10 protein-coding genes are annotated in these 12,459 nt (G+C 33.8%); all 10 read left to right on the forward strand.

The window, feature by feature from the left end; genetic code table 11:
• Positions 1-173: 173 nt before the first annotated feature.
• The 10 genes from ACKI3H_RS01640 to ACKI3H_RS01685 all read left to right on the forward strand — a co-directional run bounded on the left by ACKI3H_RS01640 (position 174) and on the right by ACKI3H_RS01685 (position 12,354).
• Positions 174-3,401 (forward strand): SNF2 helicase associated domain-containing protein, encoded by a 3,228-nt coding sequence (locus ACKI3H_RS01640; protein ID WP_407370562.1) that lies wholly within the window; start codon positions 174-176, stop codon positions 3,399-3,401.
• A 187-nt stretch (positions 3,402-3,588) separates the two neighbouring features.
• Positions 3,589-4,377, forward strand: coding sequence for a 30S ribosomal protein S2 (gene rpsB / locus ACKI3H_RS01645; protein ID WP_407370563.1), 789 nt, complete (start codon positions 3,589-3,591; stop codon positions 4,375-4,377).
• 155 nt (positions 4,378-4,532) lie between these two features.
• The gene (gene tsf, locus ACKI3H_RS01650; RefSeq protein WP_407370564.1) at positions 4,533-5,414 is read left to right on the forward strand and encodes a translation elongation factor Ts; all 882 of its coding nucleotides are present in this window, start codon (positions 4,533-4,535) and stop codon (positions 5,412-5,414) included.
• Between the two features lie 239 nt (positions 5,415-5,653).
• Positions 5,654-6,376, forward strand: a complete 723-nt coding sequence (gene pyrH / locus ACKI3H_RS01655; protein ID WP_013710712.1) for a UMP kinase — start codon at positions 5,654-5,656, stop codon at positions 6,374-6,376.
• Between the two features lie 2 nt (positions 6,377-6,378).
• Entirely contained in the window at positions 6,379-6,936 is a 558-nt protein-coding gene (gene frr / locus ACKI3H_RS01660) for a ribosome recycling factor (protein ID WP_407370565.1), read from the forward strand.
• A 329-nt stretch (positions 6,937-7,265) separates the two neighbouring features.
• Positions 7,266-8,543, forward strand: a complete 1,278-nt coding sequence (locus ACKI3H_RS01665) for an ABC transporter substrate-binding protein (RefSeq protein WP_407370566.1) — start codon at positions 7,266-7,268, stop codon at positions 8,541-8,543.
• Between the two features lie 130 nt (positions 8,544-8,673).
• Positions 8,674-9,519 carry a carbohydrate ABC transporter permease gene (locus tag ACKI3H_RS01670; protein ID WP_407370644.1) on the forward strand — a complete coding sequence of 282 codons (846 nt, stop codon included), beginning with the start codon at positions 8,674-8,676 and terminating at the stop codon, positions 9,517-9,519.
• Complete coding sequence (locus tag ACKI3H_RS01675) at positions 9,519-10,340, forward strand: carbohydrate ABC transporter permease (RefSeq protein WP_407370645.1); 822 nt, start codon at positions 9,519-9,521, stop codon at positions 10,338-10,340. The genes ACKI3H_RS01670 and ACKI3H_RS01675 overlap by 1 nt, the downstream gene beginning before the upstream one ends.
• Before the next feature lie 400 nt (positions 10,341-10,740).
• Positions 10,741-11,547 carry an isoprenyl transferase gene (locus ACKI3H_RS01680; protein WP_407370567.1) on the forward strand — a complete coding sequence of 269 codons (807 nt, stop codon included), beginning with the start codon at positions 10,741-10,743 and terminating at the stop codon, positions 11,545-11,547.
• A 21-nt stretch (positions 11,548-11,568) separates the two neighbouring features.
• Positions 11,569-12,354, forward strand: coding sequence for a phosphatidate cytidylyltransferase (locus ACKI3H_RS01685; RefSeq protein ID WP_407370568.1), 786 nt, complete (start codon positions 11,569-11,571; stop codon positions 12,352-12,354).
• Positions 12,355-12,459: the final 105 nt, after the last annotated feature.

A 12,459-nucleotide genomic window follows, 5' to 3' on the forward strand; every position in this document is an offset into this window, starting at 1 on the left:
ACCATTATTGTCTAGAATATATAAAATGTTTGCAGAACAAAAACGGTTGAAGCCTACAAATTTAAAAGAAAAAATTTTCTTTTTTACCCATAATGACGTACAATAGAGAGATAGAAAAAAACGTGCTTGAAAAAAATAAAATTATGAAAAGCAAGAAAGTAGGGGAATGTTGAATGAAATGGAGTATACCAGAACGCGTAATTGAGCAAGGAAGACAATATGTTGCAGAAAAACGCGTCCTTTCAGTCAACTCAATATTAGATAAAAAAATATGGTCTGCCGAAGTCATGGGAAGCGACATATTTCATGTTGAATTAGATGGTTCAACAAAGGAAGATGATTTTTGTGAATGTCTTTATTGGAAAAATCATGGTTATTGCAAACATACAGTTGCTGTTGAATTGGAATTGAGAGATAGAAAAATTAGCCGAGTAATGACAGCTGAGAATGCTAAAAAAGTTGCTATTGACTCACCTAATCCAGGTCAAGAGTTAACGGAGTCTTTTACACGTATATTTTTAAATGAGAATAGAAAAATGACTACTTCTGCTAAACAAAAACAATCATTGAAACTAGAATATAAAGTTGAAGTAAAACCAATGACTACAGCACTTACAAGAACCTCGTTTGATGTACTAGTCTTAAGTCTTAAAGCTGGAACAGATAAAATGTATATTATAAAAGATTTGCCGTTATTTTTAGAAAGTTTTATTAAAAAAGAAACGGTAGAGCTAAAAGCTGGTCAAGAAATTAATTTTAAAGATATTTCTATTAGAAAAGAAGACAATGAAATTTTAACAAATTTATATAAGCAACAGAAATCTATTCAATTGATTGCTGGAGAAAATAAAGATGCAAAATCATTACTGTCAAACAGTCGTTATTTAATATTGATGACTGCTTTAGCGGAAGAAACGCTTTTAGATTTACAAGATAGTGGGAATCTGCAGTTTATTGCAACAGCTAGCACGCATAAAACGATTATGTTTGTAGAAGATAAAATGCCGTTTTCTTTTGATATTTCACAAAAGAATAATACGGTAATGTTATCCATTACAAGTCTAGCAGACAGCCATCTAAAAGAATACGATTGGTTTGTTGCTGACAATATTATATTTCAGCCAACTTTAGAACAAATGCGTGCGTATCGTCCACTACAACAGTTTTTACAACGGTACGATAGCGACAATATTACAATAGAACCTACGGATATGCCTGATTTCACTGCTTATGTCATGCCATTACTTGTGAAAATAGGAAATGTCTCAATTGATGACCAATTAAAAGATTCTTTTGTTCAAGAACCTTTAGCAACATCCGTTTATTTTGAATATCGAAATGAAGCAGTACATGCGACAGTAGAATTTAATTATAAACACATGATTTTGTCTACTGACCCTTCAAAAAATCAATTACCAGAAGAAGGCGTACAAATTATTCGAGACAGTGAAAAAGAAATGAAAGTTATTAATCAACTTATTGGATTTGATTATCACCGTACAGATACAGATTATACGAAACGAATGGTTCGTGATGATGATTTTTATACCTTGTTTACAAAAGAGATTCCAACACTTGAATTAGATGCTACTGTTTATGTAGATGATTTATTGGACAGTATGTTCTTGAATCAAATTGATCCTGAAACTATTATTGACTTGCAAAATGAAGGGTCATTTCTTGATGTTCGTTTTGACATTAAAGGAATTACACCTGAAGAAGTAGATGATGTACTGAAAAGTTTAGTAGAGAAAAAAGCTTTTCATAAGTTTGATAATGGAACCATCCTTTCATTAGAATCAGAAAGCTTCAAGCAAGTGAGTGACGTATTGAATGAATTGCGTGTCACAAAGAAATTTCAAAATGGTGGGGTCCAACTGCCAAGTTATCGTGGTTTAGAATTGAACGAAAAATTTTCTCTGGATGAAAAAACCAAAGGAACCGTATCAAAAAAGTTCAAAAATTTGATACGCGATTTAAATTTTCCAGATGAATTCGAGGTTGATGTTCCTAAGTCTTTAAACGCTGAATTAAGACCTTATCAGAAAACAGGATTCCAATGGTTAAAAATGTTGTCTCAATATGGATTTGGCGGTATCTTAGCTGATGATATGGGACTTGGGAAAACCATTCAAGTTATCACTTATATTTTATCTGAAATTGAGGAAAAGGGGCAAAATGATCCGTTTCTTATTGTTGCTCCAGCGTCATTGATCTATAATTGGCATTTTGAAATCGAAAAATTTGCTCCATCAGTTGAAAGCATTGTGATTTCTGGTACAGCTGAAGAAAGAATGCAGTTAATTGAAAATGTTAAACCAAATCAAGTTTTGATTACATCCTATCCTAGTTTCAGGCAAGATGTTGTTCATTATAAGAAAATGCCGTTTAGTACACTAATTTTAGATGAATCACAAATGGTGAAAAATCATAATACAAAAACGTCTCAAGCGTTAAGAGATCTAACCATAAAAAAACGTTTTGCATTAAGTGGAACACCTATTGAAAATAAAATTGAAGAATTATGGGCAATTTTCCAATTGATCATGCCAGGGTTTTTCCCTTCAATTAAAAAGTTCAAAACTCTTCCAAATGAACAGATTGCTAAAATGATTCGTCCTTTTGTACTAAGACGAATTAAAAAAGACGTGCTGAAAGAGTTACCAGATAAAATTGAAACCAACTTATACAGTCAAATGACCAAAGAACAAAAAACTGTCTATCTTGCATATTTACAGCGAATCCAAGAAAGTGTAAACAGCATGAATGGAGCAGAGTTCAAAAAGAATCGAATCGAGATTTTGGCAGGATTAACACGTCTAAGACAAATTTGTTGTGATCCTAAATTATTCATTGATGATTATGAAGGCAGTTCCGGAAAATTGGAGCAACTTAAAGAAACGATTCAAACCGCAAGAGAGAATGGGAGACGTATTTTAATTTTTTCTCAATTTACTTCAATGCTGGCAATTATTGAAAAAGAATTAGACGAGCAAGAAGTTGAAACGTTTTATTTAAGTGGTCAAACAAAACCAAAAGAACGAATTGAAATGGTGAATCAATTTAATGCTGGAGAAAAAGATGTATTCCTTATTTCCCTTAAAGCAGGTGGAACAGGATTGAACCTTACCGGTGCCGATATGGTTATTCTTTATGATCTATGGTGGAATCCAGCAGTTGAAGAACAGGCAGCAGGTCGTGCACACCGAATCGGACAGAAAAAAGTTGTTCAAGTGTTACGTCTAATTGCTGAAGGAACCATTGAAGAGAAAATAGACCAGTTGCAACAAGAGAAAAAAGCCTTGTTTGATCAAATTATTACAGAAGACGGAACAATACAAAAAGAAGGAAGTCAGTTAAGTGAAGATGACATTCGTGAAATTTTGAGTATCGGGATGTAATAAGAAATAAAAAACGATAGTTAGGCTTGATTTTTTCATCTATATCCTATACAATTATTAACGGTGCTAAAAGCACTGAAAATTATTTCACACTTCAAAGGATGTAAAGGACGGTGCTTGATTATTCAAGTCTCCTTACAGTTGAATTTGAAGGAGGAAAATAAAAAACCAATGGAGGAAATATATTATGGCAGTAATTTCAATGAAACAATTGCTTGAAGCAGGAGTTCATTTTGGTCACCAAACACGTCGTTGGAACCCTAAAATGAAACGTTACATCTTTACAGAAAGAAACGGTATCTACATCATCGACTTACAAAAAACTGTTAAGTTAGCTGATACAGCATACAACTACATGAAAGAAGTATCTGAAAATGGCGGAATCGCTTTATTCGTTGGTACTAAAAAACAAGCACAAGAAGCTATTAAAGACGAAGCAACTCGTTCTGGACAATACTTTGTAAACCACCGTTGGTTAGGTGGAACATTAACAAACTGGGACACTATCCAAAAACGTATCAAACGTTTGAAAGCTATCAACAAAATGGAAGAAGACGGAACTTTTGATGTCCTTCCTAAAAAAGAAGTTGGAATCTTGATTAAACAACGTGACCGTCTTGAAAAATTCTTAGGTGGGATCCAAGATATGCCTAGAATTCCTGATGTAATGTTTGTTGTTGACCCTCGTAAAGAACGTATTGCGATTCAAGAAGCACACAAATTAAACATTCCAGTAGTAGCAATGGTTGATACTAACTGTGATCCAGATGAAATCGATGTTATCATCCCATCAAACGATGACGCTATCCGCGCTGTTAAATTGATTACTTCAAAAATGGCTGATGCTATGATTGAAGGAAACCAAGGTGAAGATGAAGTTGTTGAAGAAACTTTCACAGCTGAAGCACCAGAATCTACTGAAACTGCTTCAATTGAAGAAATCGTTGAAGTTGTTGAAGGAAATAACGCTGAATAATAACTAATTAAATTGATATAGGCTGTCTCGAGTAGGGAGAAGTGAGAAGCGACTTTTTACGAAGCGGCGTCATTTCTTTCATGACGAGACAGTTTTTTTTTATGAAAATCAACTTAAAAAAAAGACTAATACAACTCACTAGGAGGAAATATAGAATGGCAAAAGTAACAGCTCAACTAGTTAAAAAATTACGTGATATGACAGGCGTTGGAATGATGGACGCTAAAAAAGCATTGGTTGCTGTTGATGGAGACATCGACGCTGCAGTGGATCACTTAAGAGAAACAGGTCTGGCAAAAGCAGCTAAAAAGGCTGATCGTATTGCTGCTGAAGGATTAGCTGGTGTATACATTAATGGAAATGTTGGTTCTATTACAGAAATCAACTCTGAAACTGACTTTGTTTCTAAAAATGAACAATTCCAAAAATTAGTTAAAGATGTAACTGAAGCAATTGCTGAAGGAAACCCTGAAACAGTTGAAGCGGCTCAATCTCTTAAAGCAGGAAATGGGACTGTAGAAACTGAAATATTAGCAGGAGTAACTAAAATCGGTGAAAAAATCGAGTTACGTCGTTTTGCACGCGTTGAAAAAACTGACGCAGACGCTTTTGGAGCATACTCTCACATGGGAGGACGTATTGCTGTATTAGTTGTTCTTGAAGGAACAACTGACGAAAATGTTGCTCGCGATATTGCTATGCACATTGCTGCTATCAACCCTAAATACGTTTCTCGCGATCAAGTTTCTCAAGAAGAAATCGATCATGAAACAAAAATATTGACTGAGCAAGCTTTAAATGAAGGCAAACCAGCTAATATCGTTGAAAAAATGATCCAAGGCCGTTTAAACAAATATCTAGCTGAAATTTCTCTAGTTGATCAACCTTTTGTTAAAGATCCTGATTTAACAGTTGGTAAATATATTGCATCTAAAGGTGCTTCAGTTAAATCATTTGTTCGCTTTGAAGTTGGCGAAGGAATTGAAAAACGTGAAGATAACTTTGCTGAAGAAGTTATGAATCAAGTTAATAAATAATTCGATTTTAGTTAAAAAAGGAGCGCAACAATTGCGTTCCTTTTTTACTACAGTTTTTTTGTTGACTCATTTGCTTTGGATTGAGCTAGTTAAAAGAGAATAAGCTTGTTCGTTCTGTAAATTTTTGATACATAGTGATCTCAATAAAGGAACCGGTACAAGGTCCATCTTTTAAATGAAGTTTCTGTCAGAGTGTGGTAAAATAGTAAAAGTGAACGAGCCGATGGAGGGAAATATAAATGAATGAACCAAAGTACAAACGAGTTGTTTTAAAACTAAGCGGTGAAGCCTTAGCTGGTGATACAGGATTTGGAATAAAACCACCAACAATCAAAGAAATCTGTAAAGAAATTAAAGAAGTAAAAGAATTAGGTGTAGAAATTGCTATTGTTGTTGGAGGCGGAAATATTTGGCGCGGTCAAGTAGGCTCTGAGATGGGTATGGAACGAGCGCAAGCAGACTATATGGGAATGCTCGCTACAGTTATGAATGCTTTAGCATTGCAAGATTGCCTTGAAAATGAAGGAGTTCCAACTCGTGTACAAACGTCTATTGAAATGCGTCAAATTGCTGAACCGTATATTCGTAGAAAAGCAGTGCGTCATTTAGAAAAAGGAAGAGTTGTCATCTTTGCTGGTGGAACTGGAAACCCTTATTTCTCAACAGATACAACATCTGCTTTAAGAGCAGCAGAAATTGATGCTGATGTTATCTTGATGGCTAAAAATAACGTTGATGGTATTTACTCAGCGGATCCTAAACTAGATAAAACAGCTACAAAATTTGAAGAATTAACACATTTAGAAATCATTAATAAAGGTTTACAAGTAATGGATACAACTGCAAGTTCATTGAGTATGGATAACAACATTCCATTGGTCGTATTTAATTTAAATGAAACTGGAAACATAAAACGTGTTGCATTAGGTGAAACTATTGGGACAACGGTTAGGGGGAAATAACTATGACAAACGCAATTTTAGAAACAATGAAAGAAAAAATGGTTAAAACAGAAGGTGCTTTACAGCGTGAACTAGGAACAATTCGTGCAGGCCGTGCGAATGCAGGATTATTAGACAGAATCAATGTTGTGTATTATGGAGCACCAACACCATTAAAACAATTGGCTCAAATTTCAGTACCAGAACCTCGTGTGTTAATGATTACACCTTTTGACAAAACATCTATTGCGGATATTGAAAAAGCGATCATGCAAAGTGACCTAGGTATCAGTCCAGCAAATGATGGAAATGTTATTCGCTTGGTCATTCCACAACTAACAGAAGAACGTCGCAAAGAATTAGCAAAAAAAGTGGGTAAAGAAGCTGAAAATGCTAAAGTTTCAGTTCGTAACATTCGTCGTGAAGCAATTGATGAATTGAAAAAAGCAGAAAAAAATAATGAAATTACTCAAGATGATTTGCGTACTTTTGAAGAAGATATCCAAAAAATTACAAATGACAGTGTTAAAAATATTGATGGTATTGCTGCAGATAAAGAAAAAGAATTATTAGACGTTTAATTAAATAATAAAGTAAAAAGGTTGGGACAAATTAAATTGTCCTAACCTTTTTTTTTGGCTATGTTCTGCTGCATAATTCGTAAAAAAAAGATTTAGTCTATTCCTTTGTTCTATCTTATTAAGGTGCTTAAAATTATGAAACCGTTTTACGATATGTTAAAATTTACCCATAAGTTAAGGAGGAGTAAACAGTAACTTTACTCTTGATGTGAAATGGCTAACTTAACAAAAAGGATTTAGTTGATTGTATTTCAAATAGTAGGAGGGGGAAATGATCACCTGATTTTATTGGCTATTACAAATATACCATACGGTAAGGGGAGAAAAATATGAAAAGACAGGTTAAGAAACTAATGTTACCTTTTTTTATTTTGATCGTGTTTTTGGTAGGTTGTAGCACTTCGAATGATTCAGGAAGTGAAGATGAAGTTGTCGTAGATTTTTTTAATCAAAAAATAGAAATCAATGAACAATTGGAAGCTCTAGCTGAAAAATATAATGAAGAAAATCCGAATGTACAAATTAGATTTACTACCGTTGGAAGTGGGGATGGTGCTGCAGCAATGCAAGCCAAATTTGCTTCAGGAGATGAGCCAACTATTCTAATGCTAGGTGGGTTGCCAGAGATTGAACGCTATAAAAACACCCTATTAGATGTTTCAGATATGGACGCTGCGACATCGAGTATAGAGGGTCAATTAGATGGTGGAACAATTGATGGGGTTCCTTATGGTATACCGATGAATAATGAAGGATTTGGCTGGATGTACAATAAAGAAATTTTTGAAAAAGCTGGTATAAATCCAGAAGAAATTCAATCATATGATGATTTTGTGGATGCAGTTAATACTCTAGAAAGTCAAAAAGATGATTTAGGATTGGATGCGGTTTTTGCTTATAGCGGTGGAGAGGACTTTGTGACCAATCAATTTTCAGCTAATTTTACAGCTCCTGAATTTGATAATAATATTCTTGCAGCTTATGATGCTACAGAATTAAATTGGGAATATGGCGATAAAATGAAAAATTATACAGATTTGATCATCGAACACAATGTCCAACCTATCTTAACAGTAGATTACAGTTCATCTGTAGAAGATTTATTTATCAACGGACGGGTTGCAATGGTTCATCAAGGAAACTGGATCGTACCAACTTTGAATGGGTTAGATCCAGAATTCGCCGGAAATAAATTAGGTATTCTCCCTCTTTTCGTTGAGAGTGATACAGAAGGTAAGCTTGTAGTTGGGGCTCCTTGGTATTTGGGGATTAATAAAAATGGAGATGAACAAGAAGTAGCAGAGGCAAAAGAATTTTTAGATTGGATGTTTACTTCAGATATTGGAAAGCAAACGATTGTTGATGAGTTACAATTTATTCCTGCGCATGAAGGATTTGATGTAGACAGTATCAAAGATCCTGTTTCGAAAGAAATTTACCAGGCACTTCTTGATGGTGAAACAACTGCAATGGCTCATAAACAATATCCAGACGGGTATTTCCAAAATGTCTTGCATCCTGAATTTCAAAGATATTTAAATGGTGACATTACTTGGGATGAATTTGAACAAACAACTGCAGAACAATTTTCAAGTATGAAACAGTAGTAAATTTAATGAAATACAACTTGTTTTGTCAAAAGATAAATTCTATTTGTATACGAATGAATTTATCTTTTACATTTTTTTATCCTATGCTGATTAAGGGGGGAGTAGAGTGAAAAAGAGAAAAAATTCAATGTATTATTGGGTATTCTTATTGCCTTGTATTTTAGCTTTGTTTTTCATCATTTTTCTGCCATTGGTTTATGGAATTTATTATTCCTTTACTGATTCTGATGGATTTCAGTCTACGTTCATTGGCTTAGAAAACTATACGAGAATTGTAAAGGATGACCAATTTTTGAAAAGTCTTTCGTTTACTTTTAGATTTACATTGGTTTCAGTGATAGGAGTTAATGCTATAGGTCTAGGTTTTGCATTATTAGTCACGCAAAAAATGAGTAGATTGAGCACGATTTTTCGAACGATTTTCTTTATGCCAAATCTTATAGGTGGGATCATATTAGGCTTTATTTGGCAATTTATTTTTATCAATGCATTTGAAGGAATTGCTTCATTGACTAATTTAAACTTCTTTAACGGTTGGCTAGCAGATGCAAGAACAGGATTTTGGGGACTAGTGATCCTATTTTTATGGCAAATGAGTGGATATATTATGCTGATTTATATCTCCTTTTTAAATGGAATACCAGCTGAGTTGTTAGAATCAGCTGAAATAGATGGTGCAAGCTCACAACAAAAGTTTTGGCGAATAAAATTTCCAATGGTTGCTCCAGCTTTTACAATCAGTTTGTTTTTAACACTATCTAACGCTTTTAAAGTTTACGATCAAAATTTAGCTTTGACAGCTGGTGGTCCATTTGGTTCTACTGAAATGGTTGCAATGAATATCTACAATACAGCGTTTGTCTCTTTTGAACAGGGGTATGCACAAGCTAAAGCTATTATTTTCTTTATTATAGTAGCTGTCATATCAATTGTACAAATTTATATCACAAGAAAAAGGGAAGTGGACTTATGATGAAATCAGCTAAATTGACCCGGAACTTGGTGTATCTTTTAGGCGGAATTCTTTCACTTATGTGGTTGTACCCTTTTATCTTAATTTTTATTAATTCAATAAAAACCAAAAGCGAAATATTTACTAATACCTTATTTTGGCCAGAACAAGTAACGGCCGAAAATTACCCAGCAGCATTTGAAGATTTGGATTATGTTAGAAGTTTTATGAATTCATTTGTGATTACAGCCGTTAGTGTATTAATCATTGTTGTTTTTACTGCCATGGCAGCTTATGCTCTTTCTAGAAATAAACGAAAAGCAAGTTCCATCATTTATTTCTTATGTGCATTAACCATGTTGATTCCTTTTCATTCAATTATGATTCCTTTAGTAGAATTGTTTGGAAAAATAAATATGTTGAACCGAGTAGGGTTGATTTTTATGAATTTAGGTTTTTCTACTAGTTTATCTATTTTCCTTTTTTATGGAGCATTAAGATCTATTCCACAATCATTAGATGAAGCCGCAATATTAGATGGTGCAAGTCCATTTCAAATTTTCAAGTTTATTATCTTCCCTTTATTAAGACCGACAACGGTAACGGTGATTATATTAAATACCATTAAAATATGGAATGATTACTTACTTCCATCATTAGTGATCAATAAAGAAGGGATGCATACACTTCCTTTACAAATGTTTTATTTTTTTGGACAGTACACCAGACAATGGCACCTTGCTCTAGCAGGACTTGTACTCGCTATCGTACCCATCATTATTTTATACATGTTCCTTCAAAAGTACATTATTAAAGGGATAACAGAGGGTGCAACAAAATAAACACAAAAATTGCAAACGCAACGCCGCCCAATCTTAATGACTGGACGGCGTTGCGTTTGCAATTTAAATGGTGTTAAACTTTTTCTTTATCATCACCCATTAACAGACTAGTTAACTTGGTTACTATAGCAGAAATGATTAAACCGACTATAAATTTTTTAATTCTTCTGTTCATTTTAGTGTCCTCCTTAAGTAACTAATTGAGTATAATTTATTATAGCATTATTCATTTTTTGAGCCCACTAAAAGGCTCTTACTGTTATTATTTGATAAATAAAGAAGAGTAAGTGTCGAATTTATAAAAGGATCAAAAGAAACCACTATCGCTATTCCTTAAAGATTTGCTAAAAAATTTGTTTATTATTAAATTTAATAGGATTTTACCCCCTTTTTTGCTACAATGAGTAATGGTGAATTACGAAGTGGAGGGAAACACTTGAACTGGTTATTTAAGAAAAAAAATCAAAAAGAAATCACAGATGTTTCTTTTAATGCTAATGAAAAAATTCCACAACATATTGCTATTATTATGGATGGAAACGGTCGTTGGGCTCAAAATAAATTTATGCCTCGAATCGCTGGTCATAAAGAGGGAATGAATACTGTAAAAAAAGTAACCAAAAGGGCAAGTCAAATGGGTGTGAAAGTGTTATCGCTTTATGCATTTTCAACTGAAAACTGGAAACGTCCTGATGATGAAGTGAGTTTTTTAATGCAATTGCCGGTTGATTTTTTTGACACTTTTGTACCTGAGTTAATGGAGCAGAATGTTCAAGTACAAGTTATGGGCTTTACAGAACAACTCCCTAAACATACTCGCAAAGCTGTCGAAAAGGCAATAGCAGATACTAAACAGAATACAGGTATGGTATTAAATTTTGCCCTTAACTACGGAGGACGAAGCGAATTGATTGAAGCCTCTAAAGCTATCGCTGAAAAAGTCAGAGTTGGAGAAATTGACGTTGAGGATATTACGGAATCATTATTTGAAGAATCTCTAATGACACATGAGTTAAAAGGTTATCAAAACGTTGATTTTATGATTCGTACGAGTGGTGAAGAACGAATCAGTAACTTTATGTTGTGGCAAAATGCCTATAGTGAATTTTACTTTTCTCAAGTGCTTTGGCCTGATTTTAATGAACAAGCATTAGAGCAAGCTATCGGAGTTTATCAAAAACGACACCGACGTTTTGGGGGATTATAATTAAGTTAGGAGGAAATACAAGTGAAACAACGCATTATAACGGCAATTGTCGCTCTTATTCTATTTGTTCCAGTCGTTTATATGGGTTCTTGGATTTTAGAACTTGTAGTTGCTGGTCTGGGGATAATTGCATTATTTGAACTATTTAGAATGAAGGGCAATAAGCTCTTTACAAGCGAAGGTCTTATTGCTATTTTGGCATTATTAGGATTGTTATTTCCACATTATGTATCCATGTTTTTACCTGAATATATGAATTCACAAATAATTTTATATCTTTTTGTCTTATTATTATTAGTCTGTACCGTATTTTCAAAAAACAATTTTACGTTTGATGATGTTGCGGTTTCAGTTCTAGGAATAATGTACATAGGGTATGGATTTAGATTCTTGTTGTTAACAAGACATTCAGGTTTAGATTTATTGTTATTTGTTTTATTTGTGGTTTGGGCAACAGATATTGGAGCTTACTTGATTGGCAGAAAATTGGGTAAACACAAACTTGCTCCATCAATCAGCCCCAATAAAACTATTGAAGGTGCTTTGGGCGGAGTAGTTATGGCTTTAATTGTAGGGTTTATTTATTTGACTTACTATCCACAAAACTACAATACTGGTTGGATGTTAGCTCTAACCATTGTTCTTTCAGTAGCTGGACAACTTGGAGACTTAGTTGAATCTGCATTTAAGCGGTATTACAATGTAAAAGATTCTGGTAATTTGCTTCCTGGTCATGGTGGCATTTTAGATCGATTTGACAGCTTGTTGTTCGTCTTGCCAATCCTCTATTTTTCAGGATTGATTTAATCTTTATATGAAATAAGAAAGTAGTTGTCCTTTATTGCGATGGCTACTTTTCTCGTATAGACAATAAATTGATAAGTCGATTGGTTATTACACTCAAATTATGAT

This window comes from Carnobacterium sp., from assembly GCF_045617425.1.
GTDB lineage: Bacteria > Bacillota > Bacilli > Lactobacillales > Carnobacteriaceae > Carnobacterium_B.

Coding starts and splice junctions, on each gene's coding strand:
- ACKI3H_RS01640 (WP_407370562.1), top strand. CDS start 174: ATGAAATGGAGTATACCAGAACGCGTAATTGAGCAAGGAAGACAATAT.
- ACKI3H_RS01680 (WP_407370567.1), top strand. CDS start 10,741: ATGAGTAATGGTGAATTACGAAGTGGAGGGAAACACTTGAACTGGTTA.
- frr (WP_407370565.1), top strand. CDS start 6,379: ATGACAAACGCAATTTTAGAAACAATGAAAGAAAAAATGGTTAAAACA.
- ACKI3H_RS01670 (WP_407370644.1), top strand. CDS start 8,674: ATGTATTATTGGGTATTCTTATTGCCTTGTATTTTAGCTTTGTTTTTC.
- tsf (WP_407370564.1), top strand. CDS start 4,533: ATGGCAAAAGTAACAGCTCAACTAGTTAAAAAATTACGTGATATGACA.
- pyrH (WP_013710712.1), top strand. CDS start 5,654: ATGAATGAACCAAAGTACAAACGAGTTGTTTTAAAACTAAGCGGTGAA.
- rpsB (WP_407370563.1), top strand. CDS start 3,589: ATGGCAGTAATTTCAATGAAACAATTGCTTGAAGCAGGAGTTCATTTT.
- ACKI3H_RS01665 (WP_407370566.1), top strand. CDS start 7,266: ATGAAAAGACAGGTTAAGAAACTAATGTTACCTTTTTTTATTTTGATC.
- ACKI3H_RS01675 (WP_407370645.1), top strand. CDS start 9,519: ATGAAATCAGCTAAATTGACCCGGAACTTGGTGTATCTTTTAGGCGGA.